Raw genomic sequence first — 23,119 nt, forward strand, 5'->3', positions numbered from 1 at the left:
GGGTGAAGGCGTGATCACGGCCGGACACTCCGCGGACCGCACGGCGCAGCGACACGCCCACCTCGTGCCCGACCTGCCCGAGACACTGCTCACCGGCCGCGAACGGGAGTACGTGGGCTGGTTCCTGAAGGTCAAGACCCTCTCCTCCGACACCTTCGACGACGCCGAAATCGAGCAGTACGCCGCGTCCGTGGCCGCCGACGGCGGTCTCCGTGCATCCCTGGCCTACTACCGGGACGCCGCCGCCCCGGCGCAGAAGAACCACGAAGCGCTGGAACAACAGCGCCTGACGGTCCCGGTTCTCGGGATCTCCAGCAGCCACGGCTCCATCCCCGACATGGCGGCTTCCATCAGGCCGTGGGCCGACCACACCACCGGGATCGTCGTGCCGGACGCAGGACACTTCATCCCCGACGAACAGCCCGATGCCGTCGCTGCCGCGCTGACCGGCTTCATCACCGAAGACGATTGAGACTCGCCGGAGGCAAGCGTCAGAGCCGGCACCCGCACCCCTGACCGACTCAGCACGAGCGTGAACAGCGCCGGGCCCACCGGGCTCCCGCCCGGGCCGAACCGGCCGCCGAGGTTCTCGGCGAACTCATCGACGAATGATCCGGCTCCGTCCGCTTCACCGCGTCCGCCCCGCACGAAGGGCTGGGTGCCCCGCGCGGTCCGGACGCGGTCGGCCTCGACGGTGATCACGACGGTGGTGAGAACGTACGGTCGCCGGTCCGGCGGGTGCGTCTTCAGCGCTGTCCGCGATCGAGGGCGGCCACCTCGCGTACGGCCTCGGCGACGGCCGTGAAGTCCTTCTTCAGGATCGCGTCGTGGTTGCTGGCGACCTTCGCGCCGAGCCGGAGGTTCGGGTTTCGCTCGAATACCTCGGCGAGGCCGGCGCGGATGCGTTCCTGCTCGTCACCCTTGCTTCCGAGGGACGCCCCGGAGGCCAGCACGTACCGCACCGGAACGGTGACGTCGTCCAGTACGGGACCCAGTGCGCGTTCGCGGGAGATCTTGCCCAGCTCGATATTGCAGTCCGCCATCTGGGCGGGGGTCATCCGCGGGGTCAGGCCCGTCGGGCGCAGCAGCGGCAGGAACCAGCCCATCCGCCGGAACATCTTCCGGATCCGCTGCTCCATGGCCTCGTCCAGCCAGTCGTACGGCTGCGCGCCGTCGACCAGGACCGCGCCCAGGCAACGCTCCGGGTTCCGGTGGGCCCAGTGCGCCCCGACGAACGCGCCGTACGACCAGCCCACCACCAGCGCCCGATCGACGCCCCGGGCCGCGAGCACGGCGTCGACGTCCCGGACGGCGGCCTCGAAGGAGTAGTCCGCCGAGCGCTGCGACTTCCTGCCGCGGGCCCGCTCGTCGTAGGTGATGTGCCGCCACCCCGTCCCCAGTTCGGCGAGGACCCGCCGCCAGTACCCCTGCGTGGCGAACTGGCCGTTGAGGTAGACCACCGGGGTGCCGGCACCGCCGGTGTCGGTGACGGCCAGGGCCGTGTCGTCGACCGGCACCATGCCCGTCCACGCCGAACCCTTCGAGGAAGTGCTGTTCTTCGTCATGTCGTCGTTCCCCCTGATCGTGTGGGCTGTCGGGTACGGCTACTGCGGACCGGGCCCTGCACGTGGCTCGCGGCGGGCCCGGCCGGGGCGGTTCTGGTGCCGCTTCTTCAGAGGCTGCGGGCGGTGATGTCGCCGCGGGAGGTGGTGGCGCGGACGTCCAGTTCGGTGCTGCCGTCGTTCTTGAGGGCGTTGCTGACGCGGCCGTAGTCGGTACCGGCGTCCAGGGCGGCCGAGACACCGGCGGCCGCGGCGACCGAGATGTCGCCGTCCTGGGTGCGGAGGACCACCGTGCCGCGGCCGGCTTCGTCGATCCGGATGTCGCCCCGTGCGGTGCTGATCTCCGCGGAGCCACCCAGCCGGCCGACCTCGACATCGCCGTCCAGCGCAACGAGGCGGACACTCGCGGCCTCGTCGATCTTGATCTCGCGGTATGCGCCTTCGAAAGCGACGTCGCCGAGGCGTCCGACGCCGCGCAGCTCCGCGCCGGCGGCCTTGCCCTCGACGCGGGAGCCGGCGGGCAGCTGGACAGTGACCTGAAGGGACCCGGAGGGGCCGAAGAGCTGGTTGCCGGGGGCCGACGTCGTGATCCGCAGCACGCCGTCGGCGTAGGTGACGGTGGTCTGCTCGGCGGCCTTGGTGTCGCGGTTCTTGGAAGGGTTCGAGGGGAGGACCTCGACGGTGGTGTCGGCGCGGTCCGCGGCGAAGAACTGGACGCGTCCGGCGGGGATGTCCACGACGGCGGTGATCGGGGCGGGGGTGGCGAACTTCTGCATCACTGTCTCCCATGACTCGCTGTTTCCGATGAATGAAAAGCTACGTTGCGTTCACGGATCCAGCAACACTACAGCTGCACGCAATCCCTATTCATGCAGCTAGATAGCGGGAAAGTGTTGCGCTGACCATCGAGGTTAACGCAACGAAGACCACTCGTCCGTTGCAATAGATTGAGAATGAACGCTACTCTGAAGACAGCAGGGACCACCGAGGGGCACGAAGGAGACCGCCATGCCGGGAGGCAGGCTCACCCAGCAGGAGCGCCAGCAGATCGCACTGGGACTGGCCGACGACCTCGCCTACGCCGAGATCGCCCGCCGCCTCGACCGTCCGACCTCGACGGTCACCCGTGAGGTGATGCGCAACGGCGGCCCCACCGCCTACCGCGCCGACCTGGCCCACCGCGCCACCGAACGCCGCGCCCACCGGCGCGGGCAGACCGCGCGCCGAGGGACCGAGACACCCCTGCCGGCCTACGGACGCGATCCCGAGGCCGTGCGGGAGTACGAGGAGGCGCTGACCGCCGTCATGATGGCTTCGGGCATGACCGCGATGCCGGCCCGGGTGATGGCGTCCATCACCCTCACCGACACCGGCAGCCTCACCGCGTCCGAACTCGTCGAGCGCCTGAAGGTCAGCCCGGCGTCCGTCTCCAAGGCGATCGCGTTCCTGGAGAGCCAGAGCCTCGCCCGCCGGGAACAGGGCGAAGGCCGCCGTGAGCGTTACATCGTCGACGACGACATCTGGTACCAGTCGATGATGGCAAGCGTCCGGGCCAACGCCCGGGTCGTCGAGATCGCACGGCAGGGCGTCGACGTCCTCGTCCCCGGCACCCCGGCCGCCAACCGCCTGGAGAACGTCGCCCGCTTCCTCGACTTCGTCAGCGAGAGCCTCGCCCGCGCCGCGGAACAGGCCCGCGAGATCCTCCACACGAAACCCGGAACAACCTCGAACGGCACCGACCGACCGAGTCCGGACAACGGACAGACAGGCGTCTCGGCCCACGGCCGCGACCGTTCTCCTCGACCGCCGCTGCACTGATGGCCCCCAAGGCCGGAGTCACCCCACCGTCGCGAAGTCACGCGCTCGCAGGAGCCGGTCCAGCCGATCATGAGGCCTTTGCGCATGCCAGGGGGCACATCCGTGCCGAGGTCCTCCGTAGGGGTGCGCTGGGAGTGGCGCAAGGCCGTGGGGCGTGAGGCTCGTGGTGAGGGGAAGCCAGCAGGATTCGGAGCGGTCCTGTGCGTTGCACCCGCGGACCGGGATGCCGGGCCAGGGGTCGCCCAATAAGGCGCCGGCCCAGCAGAACGACATGGACGCGCGCGGATCACCGGCAGCCGTGCGACGCGTCGCACGCGGCGCCGGCGTCCACGCGAGGCGTCCACGAAGACGGGCCGTGCCCGGTCGTTCTCGGCTGAACCGGCTCCCGGTGACCACTCCATGCGGCTGTGGAACGTGATCCTCTGGCGGGCACCGCGAGAGGAGCCGCTCGTCGCGTCGATACGCACACAGCCGGTTCAGGACAAGCTGCGCGAGCGCTGGTACGACCAGATGTTCGCCTCTGACCGGGCCGGCCACTTCTTCGTGGGCAACATAGCGGCCCATCCCAGGACCTTCATGCTTCTGAGTGTCTTCTGTCCGAAGGCGAACGTCGTCCAGTGCGTCCAGTGCGTCCAGGACAGCCCGTTCGGTGATTGATCCGCGCGCATCCCCGCGGGCATCCCGGCTCCGCGCCCGGCTACAGGCCCACGTCGCGGCTGCGGATGTCCTCCAGGGACTCGCGGCGGACCAGGAGGCGGGCGATGCCGTCGCGTACGGCGGCCACCGGCGGGCGCCCGACCAGGTTGTAGCCCGAGGCCATGGACACGTGATAGGCGCCGGCCACGGGTACGGCGAGCAGGTCGCCGGGGCGTACGTCGGCGGGGAGTCGGGCGTCGGCGGCGACGATGTCGCCCGCCTCTGGCCGTCAGAAGGGCGCCAAGAAGTGGCGCGAGGGGTGTTCGGAAGCCATGGAACAGAGGTGGGATGGAAGCGTTCCGAGGAGGATCAGATGTCCGAGTCCCACCCGCCCTCGACCGCTCGCCTCGTCGTGGGAGTGAGCGGTTCGCCGGGCAGTCTCACCGCCCTGGTGCGGGCCGCCGACGAGGCTCGGCGCCGCGGCGCCGAGCTCTGGCCGGTGCATGCCTGGGTACCGCCCGGCGGGGATCTCGCCGCCCGTAGGTCCCCGGCCGCGGCCCTCATGGTCCCGGAGTGGGAGCGGCTGGCGCGGGAGAGGCTGCTCAAGGTGCTGCATGACGTGTTCGGCGGCGCGGGCTCCGGGCTGCCCGGGCAGGCACTCGTCGCCCGGGGCACCCCGGGGCCGGCGCTGGTGGAGATCGCCGGCCGGGAGGACGACGTCATCGTGGTCGGCGCCGGACGGCGAGGGCCGCTGCACCGCGCGTTGCAGCCGTCGGTCGGCCGCTACTGCCTCGCCCACGCCTGCTGCCCCGTTCTCGCGGTGCCGCCGTCCCCGCTTCAGGCCGCGCTGGAGGCCGCGCACCGCCGGAACGTTCTGCGGCTGCGGCTGGACACCGCGCGTCTTGAGCGGGAGTTCGACACTGTGCCGCCCGGCGCCTGAGCGCCTCAGGACGTGGTCGAGGCCGGCACATCCGGCTGCTGTGTCAGCCGCTCGGGAGCCGTCGGTACGGCGAGCACCATGGTGAGGCCGCCCCCGGGCGTGTCCTCGGCGTGGATCGTGCCGCCGACGGCCTCGGTGAAACCGCGCGCGACCGCCAGGCCGAGGCCGACGCCGGCGCCGCGAGGTGAGTCGCCGTAGCGCTGGAAGGGTTCGAAGATGCGGTCCTTGGCCTCGTCCGGGACACCGGGGCCGCGGTCGACGACCCGTACCTCGACCCGGTCGGCGATGGCGCTCGCCGACACCAGGACCTTCTCGCCGGGCGGGCTGTACTTGACGGCGTTCTCGACGACGTTGGCGACGGCCCGCTCCAGCAGCCCCCGGTCGACGTCGACCATGGGCAGCGTCTCGGGGATGTCCAGTTCCACGCTGTCCTCGGGGACCCCGCCGAGTGCCATGGGCACGACCTCGTCGAGGTCGGTCTCGCGGATGATGGGGGTGACGGTGCCGGTCTGGAGGCGGGACATGTCCAGGAGGTTGCCGACCAGGAGGTCGAGCCGGTCGGCGCCTCCCTCTATGGCCTGGAGCAGTTCCGTCCGGTCCTCTTCGGACCACTCGACGTCGTCGGAGCGCAGCGAGGACACGGCGGCCTTGATGCCGGCGAGCGGGGTGCGCAGGTCGTGGCTGACGGCGGCGAGCAGCGCGGTCCTGATGCGGTTGCCCTCGGCCAGTTCCTTGGCGCGGTCGGCCTCGCGCTGGAGGCGCTGGCGGTCCAGGACGACGGCGGCCTGGGCGGCGAACGCGGCCAGTACCCGGCGGTCGGAGGCCGGCAGCACGCGGCCGCGCAGGGACAGGGCCATGTGGTCGCCGACCGGAACGTCCACATCCGCGTCCTCCGGATGCTCGGCGGGCTGGGACCCCACACTGCCCGCGCAGGTCCAGGGAGCCGTCTCGCCTGTGCGCTCCAGCAGGGCCACCGACTCCATGCCGAAGGTCTCGCGGACCCGTTCCAGCAGCGCCTCCAGCGAGGTCTCGCCGCGCAGGACGTTCCCCGCGAGGTAGGACAGGATCTCCGACTCGGCCCGCAGCCGTGCCGCCTGGTGGGTGCGGCGGGCCGCGAGGTCCACCACCGAGGCCACCGACACGGCGACGCCGACGAAGATCGCGATGGCGACGATGTTCTCCGGGTCGGCGATCGTCAGGGTGTGGACGGGCGGCGTGAAGAACCAGTTCAGCAGCAGGGACCCCACCACCGCGGAGGCCAACGCCGGGAAGAGACCGCCCAGCAGGGCCGCCGCCACCGTCAGCGTCAGGAACAGCAGCATGTCGTTGGCCAGGCCGACGTCCGGAGTGGCGCTGGTGAGGAGCCAGGTGAGGAGGACGGGCCCCAGCACGCCGGCGAGCCAGCCCCAGATGACCCGGGAACGTCCCAGGCGTGCTCCGCTCGCCGTGGGCAGTCCGCGGCCCTTGCCCACCTCGTCGTGGGTGATCAGGTGGACGTCGAGGTCCGGGCCGGAGTCCCGGGCCACCGTCGCGCCGACACCCGGCCCGAAGACGTTCTGCCAGCTTCTGCGCCGGGAGACGCCGAGGACGATCTGGGTGGCGTTGACCCCGCGCGCGAAGTCCAGCAGGGCCACCGGTATGTCGTCGCCGACGACCTGGTGGAAAGTGCCGCCGAGGTCCTCGACCAGCGTGCGCTGGACGGCGAGTTCCTTCGGGGAGGCGGCGGTGAGCCCGTCGCTGCGGGAGATGTAGACGGCGAGCACCTCGCCGCCGGCGCCCTTCTCCGCAAGCCGCACGGCCCGCCGGATCAGCGTCCGTCCCTCGGGGCCGCCGGTCAGTCCGACGACGATCCGCTCGCGCGAACCCCAGATGGCCGAGACCCGGTGCTCGCTGCGGTACTCGGTGAGATACGCGTCGACCCGGTCGGCCACCCAGAGCAGGGCGAGTTCGCGCAGGGCGGTGAGGTTGCCGGGCCGGAAGTAGTTGGACAGGGCCGCGTCGACCTTGTCCGACTTGTAGATGTTGCCGTGCGCCATCCGGCGGCGCAGGGCCTGCGGGGACATGTCGACCAGCTCGATCTGGTCGGCCCGCCGCACCACCTCGTCCGGCACGGTCTCCCGCTGCCGTACGCCGGTGATCGACTCGACGATGTCGCCCAGTGACTCCAGGTGCTGGATGTTGACGGTGGAGATCACGTCGATCCCGGCGGCCAGCAGTTCCTCGACGTCCTGCCAGCGCTTGGCGTTGCGTGAGCCGGGGATGTTCGTGTGGGCCAGTTCGTCGACCAGGGCCACCTGGGGCCTGCGGGCCAGGACGGCGTCCACGTCCATCTCGCTGAAGACGCTGTCCCGGTACTCCAGTTCCTTGCGCGGAATCTGTTCCAGGCCGTGCAGCATCACCTCGGTGCGCGGCCGGTGGTGGTGTTCCACGAAGGCGACCACGCAGTCGGTGCCTCGCTCGATCCGCCGGTGTGCCTCGGAGAGCATGGCGTAGGTCTTGCCGACGCCGGGTGCCGCGCCGAGGTAGATCCGGAGCTTGCCGCGTGCCATGTCATCCCTCGAAGCGATAGCCCATGCCGGGCTCGGTGATCAGATAGCGGGGGTGGGACGGGTCCGTCTCCAGTTTGCGACGCAGCTGGGCCATGTAGACGCGCAGGTAGTTGGTCTTGTTGCTCTGCGAGACGCCCCAGACCTCCTGGAGGAGGTGCTTCTGCGTGATCAGCCGGCCGGGATTGGTCACCAGGATCTCCAGCAGGTGCCACTCGGTCGGAGTCAAGCGCACGTCCCGCCCGCCGCGGACGACCTTCTTGGCCAGCAGATCGATGCTGAAGTCCCCGGTCTCGACAAGCGTCGTATCGGGCACCAATGGCGTGTCCTCGGTGCGGCGGACCGCGGCCCGCAGCCGGGCGAGGAGTTCGTCCATGCTGAACGGCTTGGTGATGTAGTCGTCGGCACCGGCGTCGAGCGCGGCGACCTTCTCGTCGGACCCCTGCCGGGCGGAGAGGACCAGGATCGGTACGCGGGTCCAGCCCCGCAGGCCCTTGATGATGTCGACGCCGTCCATGTCGGGCAGACCGAGGTCGAGCAGGACCACGTCGGGCTGACGCGCGGCGGCGAGCCGGAGGGCCGTGGCGCCGTCGGGGGCGGCGTCCACTCCGTACTTGCGTGCCTGCAAGTTGATGACGAGGGCCCGTACGAGCTGCGGGTCGTCCTCCACCACGAGCACCCGGGTCATGGGTGTGTGCCTCTCCTGTCGCACGTCGGGCCGTGCCCGCGGGAAGCGGGGCGGCCGACGTCATGACGGTGGGAGTCGGCGGACCCGGGATACTCCCCCGGCCGCCGACTCCCGTGTGGGTCGCGTAAGGCCATCACTTCTTCGCTACGAGGTCCTTGAGCGCGATGTTGAGCTCCAGGACGTTCACCCGGGGCTCGCCGATGAAGCCGAGGGTGCGGCCGTCGGTGTGCTCGTCGACCAGCTTCTGGACCTGGGCGACGGACAGACCGTTCTTCTCGGCGATCCGGTGGACCTGGAGGTCGGCGTAGGCCGGGGAGATGTCCGGGTCCAGGCCGGAGCCCGAGGAGGTGACCGCGTCCGCGGGAACGTCCGACGGCTTGACGGTGTAGCCGGGCACGGAGTTGTCGTTGATGACCGCGGCCTTGGCGTCCTTCACCTGCTGGATCAGCACCTTGCTGTCGGCGGACAGGTTCGTGGCACCGGACAGGATCAGCTTGTACTGGGTGTTGATGCTGTTGCTGCCGAGGCCGTTGGCCGGACGGCCCTGGAACCACTGCAGGGCGGCGTCCGGGGTCTGCTGGCCCTTCTTCAGCGGCAGGTTGTACGACTGCCCGATCAGGGACGAGCCGACGACCTTGCCGTCCGACTTGATCTCGGAGCCGTTCGCCTTGTCGTGGAACAGCGCCTGCGCCACACCGGTGACGACCAGCGGGTAGATCACGCCGGTGACCAGGGTCAGCACGAGCAGCGCCCGCAGGCCCGCCCCGAGCAACCGGGCTGTGTTCGTGATGGAGTTGTTCATGGCGATCAGCCGATTCCGGGGATGAGGGAGATGAGCAGGTCGATGATCTTGATGCCGATGAACGGGACGATCAGCCCGCCGATGCCGTAGATCGTCAGGTTGCGCCGCAGCATCTTGTCCGCGCTCACCGGCCGGTACTGCACGCCCTTCAGGGACAGCGGCACCAGCGCGATGATGACCAGCGCGTTGAAGATGACCGCGGACAGGATCGCGGAGTCCGGCGAGGACAGACCCATGATGTTGAGCTTGTCCAGACCCGGGTAGACCGCCGCGAACAGCGCCGGGATGATCGCGAAGTACTTCGCGACGTCGTTGGCGATGGAGAACGTCGTCAACGCGCCCCGGGTGATGAGGAGTTGCTTGCCGATCTCGACGATCTCGATGAGCTTGGTCGGGTTGGAATCGAGGTCGACCATGTTGCCGGCCTCCTTCGCGGCCGACGTACCCGTGTTCATCGCCACGCCGACGTCGGCCTGCGCGAGCGCGGGCGCGTCGTTCGTGCCGTCACCGGTCATCGCGACCAGCTTGCCGCCCGCCTGCTCCCGCTTGATCAGGGCCATCTTGTCCTCAGGGGTGGCCTCGGCGAGGAAGTCGTCGACGCCCGCCTCCTCGGCGATCGCCTTGGCGGTCAGCGGGTTGTCACCCGTGATCATGACGGTCTTGATGCCCATGCGGCGCAGTTCCTCGAACCGCTCGCGCATGCCCTCCTTGACGACGTCCTTGAGGTGGATGACGCCCAGGACCCGGGCGCCCTCGGCATCCTCGACCGCGACGAGCAGCGGGGTGCCGCCCGCCTGGGAGATGGCGTCGGCGAGGGTGCCGGCGTCCTCGGCGACGGTGCCGCCCTGCTCGCGGACCCAGGCGATGACCGAACCGGCCGCGCCCTTGCGGATCTTCCGGCCGTCGACATCCACACCCGACATGCGCGTCTGGGCGGTGAAGGCGATCCACTCGGCGTGCGCCAGCTCGCCCTGGTGCCGCTCGCGCAGCCCGTACTTCTCCTTCGCCAGGACGACGATGGAACGCCCCTCGGGGGTCTCGTCGGCCAGCGACGACAGCTGGGCCGCGTCGGCGACCTCGGCCTCGGTGACCCCGCGCACCGGCACGAACTCGGAGGCCTGGCGGTTGCCGAGGGTGATGGTGCCGGTCTTGTCGAGCAGCAGGGTGGAGACGTCACCGGCGGCCTCGACCGCGCGGCCGGACATGGCGAGCACGTTGCGCTGCACCAGACGGTCCATGCCCGCGATGCCGATCGCGGAGAGCAGCGCGCCGATCGTGGTCGGGATCAGGCAGACCAGCAGGGCGACCAGCACGACCATCGTCAGGTGGGTGCCCGCGTAGTCCGCGAACGGCGGCAGGGTGGCGACGGCCAGCAGGAAGACGATGGTCAGCGAGGCGAGCAGGATGTTGAGCGCGATCTCGTTCGGCGTCTTCTGCCGGGCCGCGCCCTCGACGAGGCTGATCATCCGGTCGATGAAGGTCTCGCCCGGCTTCGTCGTGATCTTGATGACGATCCGGTCGGACAGCACCTTCGTACCGCCGGTCACCGCGCTGCGGTCACCGCCGGACTCCCGGATGACCGGGGCCGACTCACCGGTGATCGCCGACTCGTCCACCGACGCGACACCCTCGACGACGTCACCGTCACCGGGGATGATGTCGCCGGCCTCGCAGACCACCAGGTCACCGATCCTCAGCTCGGTTCCCGGGACCTGCTCCTCGGTGTCACCGACGAGCCGGCGCGCGATGGTGTCGGTCTTGGCCTTGCGCAGCGTGTCCGCCTGGGCCTTGCCGCGGCCCTCGGCGACGGCCTCCGCGAGGTTGGCGAAGATGACGGTCAGCCACAGCCAGGCGCTGATGGTCCAGCCGAACCAGTCGCTGGGGTCCTTGAAGGAGAAGAGGGTGGTCAGGACCGAGCCGACCCACACCACGAACATCACGGGCGACTTGACCATCACCCGCGGGTCGAGCTTGCGGCAGGCGTCCGGCAGCGACTTGACCAGCTGCTTCGGATCGAACAGGCCCGCGCCGACACGGCCCTCGGCCGGCTTGTGCCCGGTGGGGACGTCACTGTGCGGCGCCCGGGTCGGGGTGGCTGTGGACATGGAGTCCTCTGACTTCTCTATACGGGTCGTCATGACGCCAGCCCCTCGGCCAGCGGGCCCAGCGCCAGCGCCGGGAAGTAGGTCAGACCGGTGATGATCAGGATCGCGCCGACGAGCAGGCCGGTGAACAGCGGCTTCTCGGTGCGCAGGGTGCCGGCCGTGGCCGGGACCGGCTTCTGCTCGGCCAGCGAGCCGGCCAGCGCCAGCACGAACACCATCGGCAGGAAGCGGCCCAGCAGCATCGCGAGTCCGGTCATGGTGTTGAACCAGTCGGTGTTCGCGTTCAGACCGGCGAAGGCCGAGCCGTTGTTGTTCGCCGCGGAGCTGAAGGCGTACAGGACCTCGGAGAACCCGTGCGCCCCGGAGTTGAGCATGGAGTGCGGCGGGGTCGGCAGCGCCATGGAAGCAGCCGTGAAGATCAGCACCAGGGCCGGTGTGATCAGGATGTAGCAGGCCGCCAGCTTGATCTCACGGGAGCCGATCTTCTTGCCCAGGTACTCGGGTGTACGGCCGACCATCAGACCGGCGATGAACACCGCGATGACCGCCATGATCAGCATGCCGTAGAGACCGGAACCGGTACCACCGGGGGCGATCTCGCCCAGCTGCATGCCCAGGATGGTGACGCCGCCGCCGAGGCCGGTGAAGGAGGAGTGGAAGGAGTCCACCGCGCCGGTCGAGGTGAGCGTGGTCGACACCGCGAAGATCGACGAGGAGCCGACCCCGAAGCGGACCTCCTTGCCCTCGTACGCCCCGCCCGCGGCCTGGAGCGCCGCACCGTGATGGGCGAACTCCGTCCACATCATCAGGGCGACGAAGCCGACCCAGATGGTGGCCATGGTGGCGAGGATCGCGTAACCCTGCTTCACCGAGCCGACCATCACACCGAAGGTGCGGGTCAGCGAGAACGGGATCACCAGCAGAAGGAAGATCTCGAACAGGTTGGTGAAGGGCGTGGGGTTCTCGAAGGGGTGGGCACTGTTGGCGTTGAAGTAACCGCCGCCGTTCGTGCCGAACTCCTTGATGGCCTCCTGTGAGGCGACCGCACCGCCGTTCCACTGCTGCGAACCGCCCATGAACTGGCCGACCTCGTGGATACCGGAGAAGTTCTGGATCGCACCGCACGCCACGAGCACGATCGCAGCGATCGCCGCGCCGGGAACCAGAATGCGGATGGTGCCGCGCACCAGGTCGGACCAGAAATTGCCCAGCTCACCGGTGCGCGAGCGCGCGAAGCCCCGTACGAGGGCGACCGCGACGGCGATGCCGACGGCGGCGGAGACGAAGTTCTGGACGGCAAGACCGGCGGTCTGCACGACGTGGCCCATGGTCTGCTCGCCGTAGTACGACTGCCAGTTCGTGTTGGTCACGAACGAGACGGCCGTGTTGAACGACTGCGCCGGGTTGACCGAGTCGAAGCCGAGCGAACCGGGCAGGATGCCCTGGAGCCGCTGGAGCAGATAGAGAAAGAGGACGCTGACGGCCGAGAACGCGAGGACCCCGCGCAGGTAGGCGGGCCAGGTCATCTCGGTGTCGGGGTTGGCACCGATGCCCTTGTAGATCCACTTCTCGACGCGCAGGTGCTTGTCGGAGGAGTAGACCCTGGCCATGTAGTTACCGAGGGGAATGTAGGCGAGCGCCAGCGCGCCTATGAGCGCGAGGAGCTGGAGAAAGCCGGCAAGGACGGGACCCATGTCGTGTCTCAGAACCTCTCCGGGAAGATCAGGGCGAGGACGAGATAGCCCAGCAGGGCGACGGCCACGACGAGGCCGACGATGTTCTCGGCGGTCACAGCTTGGTCACCCCCTTGGCGACGAGGGCCACCAGCGCGAAACCCGCGAGCACGGTGACGACGAAGGCCAGATCGGCCATCGCGAACTCCTGGAGTGAGGTTCGACAGAAACGGACGAGTAGAGGAAAGCGTCTTTCTGGCCGGATCAGGTCACCCGTTTACGGCTCTCATACGGCGGCACCCACGGCTTTGACGGAACTCTTACGACTCTTGATCCATACCGGTGAGCAAGCGTGGTGACGTTCGGTGACCCGACTCACGGCAGCCGGAAGCGGAGCCGGCAGATCACCGCGTCCGTCTCCCGGCGTACGGCGTGCGCGACCACCGCGCCCCGCTGGTTCTGGAGCAGCCGCTGCCACAGCCGCTCCGGTTCGGTCTCCGGGATGAGTACGGTCACCTGGGTGCCCGGCTCGGCGGCGGTCACCTCGCGGACGTACGCGGCGATCGGACGGCCCAGAGTGCGCCGCTCGCACGCCAGCCGGACCAGCGGCACCCCAGGGTTCCACTCGGCCCAGGCGCGCTCCAGGGCGTGCAGGGCGGCCCGCTCCTCGGGGTCCGGATAGCACACGGTCACCGCGCGGACCTCGTCGCCGAGCGAGGCAGCGGCCGTGAGAGCCTCCGAGGTCAGCCTGGACAGGGACGAGACGGGGACGAGCACCAGCGAGCGCTCGCGGTGCGGGGGCTCGGGTATGCGGCCGAGACCGAGCCGCTCACCGATCCGGCCGTAGGCGCGGTGCACGGCGCCGAAGGCGGCCACGAGCAGCGGAAGCATCACGACGACGAGCCAGGCGCCTTCGGTGAACTTGGCGGCGGTGACGACGACGGTGGCCACCGCGGTGAGCACGGCCCCGAACCCGTTGAGCAGCGCCTTCCCGCGCCAGCCGGTCCCCCGCTGCAGCCGCCAGTGCCGCACCATGCCCACCTGGGCGATGGTGAACCCGACGAAGACCCCGATGGCGAACAGCGGCACCAGCGTGTTGGTGTCACCGCCGGAGAACACCAGCAGCGCGGCCGAGACCAGCGCCAGGGCGAGCACACCGTGCCGGTGGACCTGGCGGTCGGCCTTCAGGGCGAAGACGTGCGGCGCGTAGTTGTCCCGGGCCAGCAGCTTCAGCAGCACGGGCAGGCCGCCGAAGCTGGTGTTCGCGGACAGCGCCAGCAGGATCATCGTCGCGAACTGGATGACGTAGAAAGCCCAGTTGTGGCCGAAGGAGGCGTCCGCCAGCTGGGCGAGGACGGTGACGCCCTCGACCGGCTGGAGGTGGAAGCGGCCGATCAGTACCGACAGGCCGATGAGCATCAGGCCGAGGACCGCGCCGAGGGCGACCTCCGCGCGCTGGGCCCGCTTGACCCGCGGCGTCCGGAAGGAGGGCACGGCGTTGGCGATGGCCTCGACACCTGTCAGCGCGGCACAGCCGGAAGCGAAAGCTTTCAGCAGGAGCAGGGCCCCCACGCTCGTGGCGTTGTCGGCGAGCACCGAGGCGTGACCGGCGGCGGTCGCCGTGCTCACGGGGTGGGAGCGGAAGAGACCGACGGCGATGAGGACGAAGATCGAGCCGACGAAGACGATCGTCGGCATGATGAACGCCTTGGCGGACTCCACGATCCCGCGCAGGTTGACGCCCGTGATGAGGGCGAGCACCGCCAGGCACAGCCACAGCCGGTCGTCGTAGAGGGCGGGGAAGCCGGAGGTCAGCGCCGCCACTCCGGCCGTGACGGCCACGGCGACGTTGAGGACGTAGTCCAGCACCAGGGATGCCGCCGCCACCAGGCTGGTGCGTGCGCCCAGGTGGGTCTTGGCGACCGCGTAGGAGCCGCCGCCGTCCGGAAAGGCCGCGATGACCTGCCGGTACGACGCCACCAGCACTGCCAGCAGGGCGGCGATGGCCAGCGTGACCGGCATCGTGAAGCCCAGGCCGTGGGCGCCCGCGGCCGCCAGGACGAGGACGATCGCCTCGGGGCCGTAGGCCACCGACGCCATCGCGTCCAGCGACAGCGCGGCAAGGCCCGTGACAGCGGTCAGCCGGTGGCGTTCACCGGTATCGGGAGGCTCCTCGCCGGCGGGGACGGCGTTCGGCTCGGTGGTCAGGACGGACATGGATGCGGGCTCCTTCTTGCCTCGGCCGCGCACGCGGGCTGATGCGCGCGGCGGCATCCAGGTTCTGTCCGTTTCCGGCCGTGTCCGACGGTTCCTTGCGGCATCTTCACGCCCAACAGGCCGACCTTGACGAGACCTTGGCGGGCGTGTGACCTGGGCGACTGTCATGTGCCCGCGTCGGGCGACGCGTTCCATGGTCAAGAGGCGGTGCGGCGCTGGACAGCCGTCAGGGTCGTGTCAAGACGGACCGATCAGGCTCCGGCGGTCACTACCGTCGACACCATGGGACGCCGTGACGACGACGTGCGCGGAGGGCCGCTCGACGCAAACGCGGAGAGGCCCGAGGGATCCGGCGACGCGACGAACGCCCCCGAGTGGGTGCAGGAGTTGTGGGCCACCGTCCGCTGCGCGGGCGTGCTGCTCGCGCTCGTTCTCCTGGTCGACTGGGGCTCCGGCCGGCTCACCCTGTGGCGCGCCGCGCTGTGGTTCGCTCTCGCCGGGCTGCTGTTCGTCGTGCTGTATCCCGCCCGGGTCTCCGCGGGCGGGAACTGGCTGGCCTCGCGCCGACTGGTGCGTGAGCACCGGGTGCGGACGGACCTGCTGGTGTCGGTCCGCTGCCTGGACGGCATCTCTCCCCGGATCCTGCTGCGGGACGCGCTCGGCGGCCGTGTCGAGATCGACCCCGAGATCCTGGTGCGCAACCCGCAGCTGTGGTTCCGACTGCACGAGGGCGCGCGGAAGGCCACTGCCGACGGGCTCCTGCGGTGCGGTGCGACGGTCTTGGGACACATCGCCCGCCGCGTGGACGACGAAGACGCGCAGGCCGTGTTCAAAGCCTCCGGCCTGGAGTGAGTGTCAGCCCGTCCCGACCGGTCCGGCCGTGTCCAGCGCCGATCCGGCCTGGTCGGCCAGTGTCACCGCCACGAGCCGGGCCTGGAGCGGGGGTACCGGCCCCGGGCCGGGAGTGAGCATGAAGCGGCCGAGGTAGCGCCCGTTGCCGTAGGCACGCAGCTCGATGTCGCCCTCGGGCCAGCCGGCGGTGTCCACGTTCCACGAGCGTCTGCCCGCCGTCACGCCGCCGTCGTTGTGCAGCCGGGGCGGCTGCCCCAGGAGGGTGCCGTACTCGAAGCGGCACGCGCGCAGCCCGAGGAGGTCGGTGAGCTCCCGGCGGACGTGGTCGACCACGGTGTTCGCCGAGCCCGACGAATGCGCCAGTTCGGCCGTCCGGTGGATACGGGAGAGGTACGCCGCGTCCGTGACCGTGATGACCTCCAGACGGCGCGCGCGGGCCGCCAGTTGGGACACGATCACGCCGACGACCAGCAGGAGCACCGCCGTTTCGATGTCGGCGGACGCGGTGATGTCGAAGGTCTCGTACGGCCTGGTCAGGAAGAAGTCGAACCAGGCCGCCGCCGACAGCGCCGCGAGCACGCCCGCCGTGCGGCTGCCCAGCGTGGCCACCGCGACGACCACGACGACGAGGACGAGTGCGGCGTTCGTGTGCGACAGGCCGGTACGGAACGGGACGAGTGCGAGGGCCGCCAGGAAGGGGCCGGCGAGGCCCGCCGTCAGGGCGAGCCGGTCCCGCAACGGCCAGGTCCGGGGCGTGGTCCGGGTCCTGCTCCGGTGCTGTTTCCACGCGCTGGTCATCGTGCTCATCACGCACCTCCCACGGTGTGCTCCGTCGGTTCGGCACCCACGCTCTGCGCGGCGAGCGGCAGCGACACGACCATCGTGAGACCGCCGCCGGGAGTGTCCTCGGGGGTGAGGGTGCCGTTCATGGCCTCGGTCAGGCCCCGGGCGAGGGCCAGTCCGAGGCCGAGGCCGGTGGTGTTGTCGGTGTCGCCGAGCCGCTGGAAGGGCTCGAAGAGCCGCTCCCGGCCGTCGGCGGGCAGGCCGGGCCCCCGGTCCACGACCCGCAGCTCCACCCGGCCCGCCAGGGCGCTGGCGGTGACCAGCACCTTCTTCCCGTGCGGTGTGTGGCGCTCGGCGTTGCCCGCCAGGTTGGCGATCACCCGTTCCAGCAGCGGCGGGTCGGCGAGCACCTGCGGGATCTCCTCCACGTCCGCCACGTCCACGCCGGAGACCTCCGCCAGTGCCATGGGCAGGACCTCCTCCAGAGAGGTGGGACGCAGGTTCAGCGGGAGGGCGCCCGCCTCCAGGCGGCTGAGGTCGAGAAGGTTCTCCACCAGACGGTTGAGTTTGGCCATGGACTCGTCGGCGGTGGCGAGGAGTTCGTCCCGGTCCTCCGGGGAGAACTCGACGTCCCGGCTGCGCAGCGAGGTGACCGCCGCCCAGCCCGCGGCGAGCGGGGTGCGCAGGTCGTGGCCGACGGCCCGCAGGAGCGCGGTACGCAGCCGGTCGGCGGCCTTCACCGGCTCGACCTCGGCCGCGGCTTCGGCGAGCCGGGCCCGCTCCACCGCGGAACCGACGTGCGCGGCGAACGCGGCCAGCACCCGCCGCTCGGACGACGACAGCGTGCGGCCGCTCAGGGCGAGGAAAGCACCGGGGCCCGCCGGTACGGCCGTCACACCGGCCGCGTCGGGAGGCTCCTCCACCAGGTCCGCCGACTCCATGCCGAAGGTCTCACGGGTCCGCTCCAGCAGCGCCGGAATCGGCGCCTCGCCCCTGACGATGCTGCCGGCCAGGGACGACATGGTCTCCGCCTCGGCCGTCGCCCGGGCGGAACGGCGCGAAAGGCGCAGGGACCGGTCCACGACCGCGGCCACGGTGGCCGCCACCACCGCGAAGACCGCCAGGGCCAGCAGGGCGTTCGGGTCGTCCAGCGTGAACTGCCCGATGGGCGGAACGAACCAGTAGTTGAGCAGCAGGGACGCCGTCACCGATGCGATCACCGCGGAGGCCACCCCGCCTATGCAGGCCACACCCACCACGGCGAGCAGGAACAGCAGTGCCTCGCTGGTCAGGTTCAGCGTGCCCCGCAGCTGGGCGAGGCCGATCGTGAGGAGTACCGGCAGCACCAGCCCGGCCACCGGGCCGGCGATCAGCCGGGCCGTCGACAGCGTGCGCCGCCGCGACGGCAGGAGGGTGCCGCGGCCGGCCCGCTCGTGGGTGACCCGGTGGACGTCGATGTCACCGGACAGCTCGGTCACGGTCTCTCCCGTGCCGGGGCCGGTCAGGAACCGTGCCAGCCGGCCGCGGCGGCTCGTGCCCAGCACGAGCTGCGTGGCGTTCTCGGCGCGGGCGAACTCCACCAGCGTGGTGGCGACGTCGTCGCCGACCACCGAGTGGTAGCTGCCGCCCAGGTCCTCCACCAGCCGGCGCTGCCGGGCCAGCGAGGCGTGGGAGACGCCTGCGGCCAGGCCGTCGCTGCGGGCCACGTGCACGGCGAGCAGGTCGCCGCCGGCGGACCGGTCGGCGATGCGCGCGGCCCGCCGGATCAGGGTGTCTCCCTCGGGCCCGCCGGTGAGCGCGACGATCACCCGCTCCCTGGTCTCCCACACCCTGCCGATGCCGTGCTGCGAGCGGTACTCCTGCAGTGCCTCGTCGACCCGGTCGGCCACCCACAGCAGTGCCAGCTGCCGCAGCGCGGTGAGGTTGCCGGGGCGGAAGTAGTTGGCGAGGGCCGCGTCGACCTTCTCGGGGGCGTAGATGTTGCCGTGGGCCATCCGGCGGCGCAGCCCCTCGGGTGGCATGTCGACCAGCTCGATCTGGTGGGCACGGCGGACGACCTCGTCCGGGACCCTCTCGTGCTGCGGCACCCCCGTGATCTTCTCGACCACGTCGTTGAGGGACTCCAGGTGCTGGATGTTCAGCGCGGTGACGACGTCGATGCCGGCGTCGAGCAAGGTCTCGATGTCCTGCCAGCGCTTGGGGTTGCGGCCGTCGCCGGGGATGTTGCTGTGGGCGAACTCGTCGACGATCACGACGTGGGGACGGCGCGCGAGGACCGCGGCCAGGTCCATCTCCTCGAACCGTCCGCCGCGGTAGGTGCAGGACACCCGGGGGACGGTCTCCAGTCCGTCGAGCATCGCCTCCGTACACGGACGCCCGTGGCACTCCGCGAACCCCACCACCACATCCGCCCCGCGCGCGGCACGGCGCCGCCCCTCGTCGAGCATCCGGTAGGTCTTGCCGACCCCCGGAGCCGCCCCGAGGTATACCTTCAGTTGTCCGGGCCGTACGTCACTCATCGCCGCCGACGCGCTCCGCTCACTGGTGCAACTCTCCTGTGCACAAGGGTTTCTCCTCCCAAGGAAGCCGCTTCGCGAGGCCGTCGGCGGGGTTGTTAGCGGTTCCTTGTCGCGGGGCCCGGGGACCTTGACACTGTCTTGACGTGACCTGGGCCCGATAGGGTGAGGGCTGGTGTGCCGGGAAGTCTGGTCGGCCGGGGAGCCACAGGGTTCGCCGAAAGCCCCAGGGGGACGGCATGCGCAGCGTCGGTACGGTTCTGGCCCTCGTGGTCCTCGCCACGGTGGTCGCCACCTTCGCGCGCCGGTGGCGCATCCCCGCCCCCTCCCTGCTGGTGGTCGCCGGTCTGGCGGTGGCGCTGCTGCCCGGAACCCCGCGGATCGAGATCAGCCCCGAGATCATCGGGCTGGTGGTGCTGCCACCCCTGCTGTATGCGAGCGCGGAGGACATGCCCTGGCGGGAGCTGCGCGCGGTGTGGAAACCGGTCGGGATCCTCGCCATCGGCCTGGTGCTGGCCTCCGCGGCGGCCGTGGCGGCGGTGGCCGCGCTGGTCACTCCCCTGTCCTGGCAGATGGCGTTCGTGCTGGGCGCGATCCTGGCCAGCACCGACCCGGTGGCGGTCACCGCGCTCGGCCGACGGCTCGCCCTGCCGCCCCGGGTGCAGGTCCTGGTGCAGGCGGAGAGCCTGTTCAACGACGCGACCTCGCTGGTGCTGGTGCGGGTGGCGGCCGGCGTCGCGGTGGCGTCCGCCGCCGCGAACTGGGGTGCGGCGGGGGGCGAGTTCCTGGTGCTCGCGGGCGGCGGCACGGTGATCGGGGCCGCGGTCGCCGGAGTGGTCACACTGATCCGGCGCCGTACCGAGGACCCGGTGCTGGAGACGGTGATCGCCCTGGTCACCCCGTACGCCGCCTACCTGCTGGCGGAGGTCGCGCACACCTCCGGAGTGACGTCCTGCGTGGTGGCCGGCGTGGTCCTCGGCGGCCGGGGCGAGAAGCTCACCACCGCCCGTATCCGCCTCCAGCTCCACGCCGTCTACGGCACGGTCGTCTTCCTTCTGGAGAGCGTGGTGTTCAGCCTCATAGGGCTGGCCCTCCCGACCCAGGTGCAGGCCCTGGCCCACGGTGACCGGGCCTGGCCGCTGTACGCGCTCGCCGTCGCCGCCACGGTCGTCGCCGTACGCATGCTGTGGGTCGCGCCCCTGTCGGCGGTCGTGCAGCGCAAGGGCGGCCTGGGCCGGGTGAACTGGCGGGTGCCGATGGTGCTGACGTGGGCCGGTACCCGCGGGGTGATGCCGCTGGCCGCCGCGTTGTCCATCCCGGAGGTCATGAAGGACGGCACGCCACTCGCCGACCGGCCACTGGTCCTGGTCCTGACCACCTCGGTCGTGGTCGTCACCCTCGTCGTCCAGGGCTTCACCCTCGCCCCGGTCGTCCGCCGCTCCGGCATCGCGCTGGAGCCCGCGCACACCGCGCGCGAGGAGGCCGAGGCCCGCGCACACCTCGCCCATGCCGGCCTCGCACGCCTGGAGGAACTCGCGGAGCTGGAGGTCGTTCCCGACGTCGTCCTCGACCGGCTCCGCCGCGGCCTGGCGGCCCGCCTGGACGACGCCGACGTGGGCACCGAGTCCGCCGACCAGGTCTACCGGCAGCTCCGTCGGGACCTGATCGTCGTCGAGAGCGCGGCACTCCAGCGCCTCTACGACGATCACACCATCAGCGACACGACGCGACGGCGGCTACAGCGGGGGCTGGATCTGGAGGAGGCGCGATTGGCGGATGCGTAGCGCTCCGCGGGGGCCGTTTTCGTCTGCGGGTGAGTGGGGGCCGATCGCACAGTTCCCCGCGCCCCCTGGGCAGGTTTCAGCGGAACTCCGCCAGTCGGGGCCGTAGCCCCAGCGCGGCCAGGACGATCGCCGCGCACAGCAGCCCGCACGCCCACGGCAACAGGCCGTCCACCTCCGACCGGCCCTCCTCGACCGACGACGTGAAGTGGGCGCGGTTGATGTCCGCCACCTTGTCCAGCGCGGACATCCACGCCCCGAAGTGCGCGTTGGACGTGCCCGGCTCCCACCCCATGCAGAACTCCACCGCCTCCTGTTCCTTCCCGGCGGCGAGCAGTGCGCGGATCTTGCGGTCGTCCCGCTGGTAGACGGCGTACGTCTGGACCGTCTTCTCCGCCGCGGCCCGTTCGCCGGGGAAGGTGATGTTGTCCAGCTCGCGGCGGAAGTCGCCGGTGAAGCGCAGGTCGTGGTGGTCGGTCTCGTACGCCTGCCAGGTGGTGGCCAGTTCCGAGTCGTACGTGGCCAGCGTGGCGCCCTTCAGGCCGTACAGCTGCTGGGACTTGGCGAGGAAGGAGTCGGCGTACTGCTCGCGGCGCTGCGGATCGAGCAGATAGCGGCTCTCGTCGGCGTTGGCGTCGTAGGCGATGGCGCGGGCGGTGGAGAGGGCGACGACGGAGTCGAAGGCGTCGCGCCGGGCCACCCGCAGCTGTTCCGCGGAGGCGGACAGCATCTGCGCCCCGAGGAGCACCGCGAGCAGCGTGCAGACGGTGGCGGCCAGCACCGCTGGGTTCAGGGTGCGCTGGAAGCGGCGGGCCAGGTACCACTGGAGGACGCCGAGCACGGCCAGCAGCAGCACGCCGAGGACGAGGACGAGGGCGAGCTGGGTGCGCAAGCCGGAGCGGGCCGCGGAGTACTCGGTGTCGAAGGCCGCGTTGTTCGAGGCCAGCAGCCTGCTTGCGGCGGGCAGGAGTTGTGTGCGCAGCAGATCGGTGGCGCGGCGGTAGTCGGTCAGGGCGCCTGACCTGCCGCCCTGGTGGCCGTCGTTCTCCAGGGCCCTGCCGATCAGCTCCTGGTACTCGGCGAAGCCGTCGGTCAGTGACTCCACCGTCTTCTCGTCGGCCCGGCTGCCCTGCGCGGCGACGGCAAGGGTGCTCAGATCGTGCCCGATCTCGCGCCGGGCGTCGTCGTAGTGTCCGACCGCCTTTTCGTACGGCGTCCGCAGGCGGCCCTGTCCCGCGTCTCCGTTGGACAGCAGGATGTTGGCGGCCTGGGCGTCCATGTCGTTCAGGGCCAGGTCGAGATCGGCCGCGCTGGTGGTGCGGGGCGCGTCGTGGCCGGCGACGCTGCTCCACGTGCCCAGGGCGGTGAGCCCGGCCACCAGCAGCAGCACGGCGAGTGTGCCGGCGAGCAGGGCCGTGGCCGCGCGCAGAAGGCGCAGCCGCGCGGGCACGGATGCCCAGTAACGGCGGCGCAGAGCGGCCCGCGCGGCCACGGCCTGCTGCCTCGGGGGGCGCCCAGGACCGCCCGGCCGCGACACCCCTCCCCGCCGCGGTCCGGGGCTGCCTCCGGGCGGGGTGACCGCCGGTTGCGGCAGCTGCTCGCCGACCTCCGGCTGAGGTCTGTGCGATGTACCGGCCGTGATGGTCACGGTCCCTCCCCGTCACGCTACGGACGGTCGCCCGTCCCCCGTTGACGCTCAGTCTGCGACCGGATCCGGCCGTGGACGGTCGGCGTTGACGGCCTTCTGACGGCGCGCCAGGTCGGTTTGACGGGACCTTGACGGCGCTCGGGCCGGACCCGTATGAAAGCCGCAAATTCCGCGCTGAACAGGGTTGTTCCGCCTCCGTTCGCGGATAGGTTCCTGTGGTCCGCCGCCGAGGCCGGTGCGTCAACGGCCTCACCGGCTCCGGAGTCCTCAATCCGGGCGCGGCTCGCGGCGGCCTGGTGTGTGTCCCGAAGACAGGCACCAGCGTGTGGCGTCCCGTCGTCTTCCCGCGCCGACGTCCGCACGTCCGTGCGGTGCCGGGGCCCCGGCACCGCACGGACCCGGCTCTTCCGTCCACCGATCAGTCCCCCGACCAGTCCGTCGGCATGCCCTGACGCATGCCGCGCCGAACCACGAAGGTCTCATGCATCCCGCCGCGCCCGAGCAGGCCCCGCCGTCCCGCCCTCAGCGCACCACCGGACCCGCACCGGGAGG

17 protein-coding genes and 2 pseudogenes are annotated in these 23,119 nt (G+C 70.9%); 6 read left to right on the top strand and 13 right to left on the bottom strand.

Translation table 11 applies throughout. The annotated features are described in order from the left end of the window. Window positions 1–58 precede the first annotated feature (58 nt). Window positions 59–472, top strand: a pseudogene (locus ACFY6U_RS04425) (alpha/beta fold hydrolase); the annotation flags it as partial. Between the two features lie 274 nt (window positions 473–746). Here ACFY6U_RS04425 and ACFY6U_RS04430 read toward each other — a convergent pair. Together ACFY6U_RS04430 and ACFY6U_RS04435 are read right to left on the bottom strand one after the other, a co-directional pair. Further along, on the bottom strand, window positions 747–1,565 hold the full coding sequence (locus ACFY6U_RS04430) for an alpha/beta fold hydrolase (protein WP_390035015.1): 819 nt from the start codon (window positions 1,563–1,565) through the stop codon (window positions 747–749). Between the two features lie 107 nt (window positions 1,566–1,672). After that, window positions 1,673–2,338, bottom strand: coding sequence for a DUF4097 family beta strand repeat-containing protein (locus ACFY6U_RS04435; RefSeq protein WP_390035016.1), 666 nt, complete (start codon window positions 2,336–2,338; stop codon window positions 1,673–1,675). Between the two features lie 232 nt (window positions 2,339–2,570). Here ACFY6U_RS04435 and ACFY6U_RS04440 point away from each other — a divergent pair, with 232 nt between their 5' ends. Together ACFY6U_RS04440 and ACFY6U_RS04445 are read left to right on the top strand one after the other, a co-directional pair. Further along, a complete protein-coding gene (locus ACFY6U_RS04440) occupies window positions 2,571–3,380 on the top strand; it encodes a helix-turn-helix domain-containing protein (RefSeq protein WP_390035017.1) in 810 nt (269 codons plus the stop codon). Between the two features lie 399 nt (window positions 3,381–3,779). Then, window positions 3,780–4,037: a hypothetical protein gene (locus tag ACFY6U_RS04445; protein WP_390035018.1), complete on the top strand. Its 258-nt coding sequence runs from the start codon at window positions 3,780–3,782 to the stop codon at window positions 4,035–4,037. Window positions 4,038–4,077: 40 nt separating this feature from the next. Here ACFY6U_RS04445 and ACFY6U_RS04450 read toward each other — a convergent pair. After that, window positions 4,078–4,299 (bottom strand): annotated as a pseudogene (locus ACFY6U_RS04450) (diaminopimelate decarboxylase); the annotation flags it as partial. Window positions 4,300–4,389: 90 nt separating this feature from the next. Between ACFY6U_RS04450 and ACFY6U_RS04455 the strand changes: the two are divergent. Next, entirely contained in the window at window positions 4,390–4,956 is a 567-nt protein-coding gene (locus ACFY6U_RS04455) for a universal stress protein (RefSeq protein WP_390035019.1), read from the top strand. Window positions 4,957–4,961: 5 nt separating this feature from the next. On the opposite strand, the gene ACFY6U_RS04460 is transcribed toward ACFY6U_RS04455, so the two are convergent. From ACFY6U_RS04460 to ACFY6U_RS04490, 7 genes are all read right to left on the bottom strand, one after another. Beyond that, a complete protein-coding gene (locus tag ACFY6U_RS04460; RefSeq protein ID WP_390035020.1) occupies window positions 4,962–7,505 on the bottom strand; it encodes a DUF4118 domain-containing protein in 2,544 nt (847 codons plus the stop codon). Window position 7,506: 1 nt separating this feature from the next. After that, window positions 7,507–8,190 (bottom strand): response regulator, encoded by a 684-nt coding sequence (locus tag ACFY6U_RS04465; protein ID WP_390035021.1) that lies wholly within the window; start codon window positions 8,188–8,190, stop codon window positions 7,507–7,509. A 133-nt stretch (window positions 8,191–8,323) separates the two neighbouring features. After that, entirely contained in the window at window positions 8,324–8,992 is a 669-nt protein-coding gene (locus ACFY6U_RS04470; protein WP_390035022.1) for a potassium-transporting ATPase subunit C, read from the bottom strand. Between the two features lie 5 nt (window positions 8,993–8,997). Then, window positions 8,998–11,130, bottom strand: a complete 2,133-nt coding sequence (gene kdpB, locus ACFY6U_RS04475) for a potassium-transporting ATPase subunit KdpB (RefSeq protein ID WP_390035023.1) — start codon at window positions 11,128–11,130, stop codon at window positions 8,998–9,000. Then, window positions 11,127–12,791 (bottom strand): potassium-transporting ATPase subunit KdpA, encoded by a 1,665-nt coding sequence (gene kdpA, locus ACFY6U_RS04480; protein ID WP_390035024.1) that lies wholly within the window; start codon window positions 12,789–12,791, stop codon window positions 11,127–11,129. Before kdpA ends, kdpB begins: the two co-directional genes overlap by 4 nt. Before the next feature lie 8 nt (window positions 12,792–12,799). Beyond that, window positions 12,800–12,889 carry a K(+)-transporting ATPase subunit F gene (gene kdpF / locus ACFY6U_RS04485; protein WP_016434100.1) on the bottom strand — a complete coding sequence of 30 codons (90 nt, stop codon included), beginning with the start codon at window positions 12,887–12,889 and terminating at the stop codon, window positions 12,800–12,802. Between the two features lie 256 nt (window positions 12,890–13,145). After that, on the bottom strand, window positions 13,146–14,987 hold the full coding sequence (locus tag ACFY6U_RS04490) for an APC family permease (RefSeq protein WP_390035025.1): 1,842 nt from the start codon (window positions 14,985–14,987) through the stop codon (window positions 13,146–13,148). Between the two features lie 282 nt (window positions 14,988–15,269). Here ACFY6U_RS04490 and ACFY6U_RS04495 point away from each other — a divergent pair, with 282 nt between their 5' ends. Beyond that, on the top strand, window positions 15,270–15,839 hold the full coding sequence (locus ACFY6U_RS04495; protein ID WP_390035026.1) for a hypothetical protein: 570 nt from the start codon (window positions 15,270–15,272) through the stop codon (window positions 15,837–15,839). A gap of 3 nt (window positions 15,840–15,842) precedes the next feature. Here ACFY6U_RS04495 and ACFY6U_RS04500 read toward each other — a convergent pair whose 3' ends face one another. Both ACFY6U_RS04500 and ACFY6U_RS04505 read right to left on the bottom strand, forming a co-directional pair. Next, a complete protein-coding gene (locus ACFY6U_RS04500; RefSeq protein ID WP_390035027.1) occupies window positions 15,843–16,646 on the bottom strand; it encodes a DUF4118 domain-containing protein in 804 nt (267 codons plus the stop codon). Continuing rightward, window positions 16,646–19,141 carry an ATP-binding protein gene (locus ACFY6U_RS04505; RefSeq protein WP_390035028.1) on the bottom strand — a complete coding sequence of 832 codons (2,496 nt, stop codon included), beginning with the start codon at window positions 19,139–19,141 and terminating at the stop codon, window positions 16,646–16,648. Before ACFY6U_RS04505 ends, ACFY6U_RS04500 begins: the two co-directional genes overlap by 1 nt. 236 nt (window positions 19,142–19,377) lie before the next feature. Between ACFY6U_RS04505 and ACFY6U_RS04510 the strand changes: the two genes are divergently transcribed. Continuing rightward, the gene (locus ACFY6U_RS04510) at window positions 19,378–20,922 is read left to right on the top strand and encodes a Na+/H+ antiporter (RefSeq protein WP_390035029.1); all 1,545 of its coding nucleotides are present in this window, start codon (window positions 19,378–19,380) and stop codon (window positions 20,920–20,922) included. A gap of 76 nt (window positions 20,923–20,998) precedes the next feature. Here the strand turns inward: ACFY6U_RS04510 and ACFY6U_RS04515 are convergent, their stop codons facing one another. Further along, window positions 20,999–22,411, bottom strand: coding sequence for a hypothetical protein (locus ACFY6U_RS04515; RefSeq protein WP_390035030.1), 1,413 nt, complete (start codon window positions 22,409–22,411; stop codon window positions 20,999–21,001). Between the last annotated feature and the right edge of the window lie 708 nt (window positions 22,412–23,119).

Source organism: Streptomyces sp. NPDC013157 (assembly GCF_042899865.1).
GTDB lineage: Bacteria > Actinomycetota > Actinomycetes > Streptomycetales > Streptomycetaceae > Streptomyces.

What these genes read in the sequence shown, in the direction of transcription:
- ACFY6U_RS04505 (WP_390035028.1), bottom strand. Translation starts at nt 19,141, where the DNA reads ATGAGTGACGTACGGCCCGGACAACTGAAGGTATACCTCGGGGCGGCT.
- kdpA (WP_390035024.1), bottom strand. Translation starts at nt 12,791, where the DNA reads ATGGGTCCCGTCCTTGCCGGCTTTCTCCAGCTCCTCGCGCTCATAGGC.
- ACFY6U_RS04490 (WP_390035025.1), bottom strand. Translation starts at nt 14,987, where the DNA reads ATGTCCGTCCTGACCACCGAGCCGAACGCCGTCCCCGCCGGCGAGGAG.
- ACFY6U_RS04440 (WP_390035017.1), top strand. Translation starts at nt 2,571, where the DNA reads ATGCCGGGAGGCAGGCTCACCCAGCAGGAGCGCCAGCAGATCGCACTG.
- ACFY6U_RS04495 (WP_390035026.1), top strand. Translation starts at nt 15,270, where the DNA reads ATGGGACGCCGTGACGACGACGTGCGCGGAGGGCCGCTCGACGCAAAC.
- ACFY6U_RS04430 (WP_390035015.1), bottom strand. Translation starts at nt 1,565, where the DNA reads ATGACGAAGAACAGCACTTCCTCGAAGGGTTCGGCGTGGACGGGCATG.
- ACFY6U_RS04465 (WP_390035021.1), bottom strand. Translation starts at nt 8,190, where the DNA reads ATGACCCGGGTGCTCGTGGTGGAGGACGACCCGCAGCTCGTACGGGCC.
- ACFY6U_RS04510 (WP_390035029.1), top strand. Translation starts at nt 19,378, where the DNA reads ATGCGCAGCGTCGGTACGGTTCTGGCCCTCGTGGTCCTCGCCACGGTG.
- kdpB (WP_390035023.1), bottom strand. Translation starts at nt 11,130, where the DNA reads ATGACGACCCGTATAGAGAAGTCAGAGGACTCCATGTCCACAGCCACC.
- ACFY6U_RS04455 (WP_390035019.1), top strand. Translation starts at nt 4,390, where the DNA reads ATGTCCGAGTCCCACCCGCCCTCGACCGCTCGCCTCGTCGTGGGAGTG.
- ACFY6U_RS04460 (WP_390035020.1), bottom strand. Translation starts at nt 7,505, where the DNA reads ATGGCACGCGGCAAGCTCCGGATCTACCTCGGCGCGGCACCCGGCGTC.
- ACFY6U_RS04435 (WP_390035016.1), bottom strand. Translation starts at nt 2,338, where the DNA reads ATGCAGAAGTTCGCCACCCCCGCCCCGATCACCGCCGTCGTGGACATC.
- ACFY6U_RS04500 (WP_390035027.1), bottom strand. Translation starts at nt 16,646, where the DNA reads ATGAGCACGATGACCAGCGCGTGGAAACAGCACCGGAGCAGGACCCGG.
- ACFY6U_RS04445 (WP_390035018.1), top strand. Translation starts at nt 3,780, where the DNA reads ATGCGGCTGTGGAACGTGATCCTCTGGCGGGCACCGCGAGAGGAGCCG.
- ACFY6U_RS04470 (WP_390035022.1), bottom strand. Translation starts at nt 8,992, where the DNA reads ATGAACAACTCCATCACGAACACAGCCCGGTTGCTCGGGGCGGGCCTG.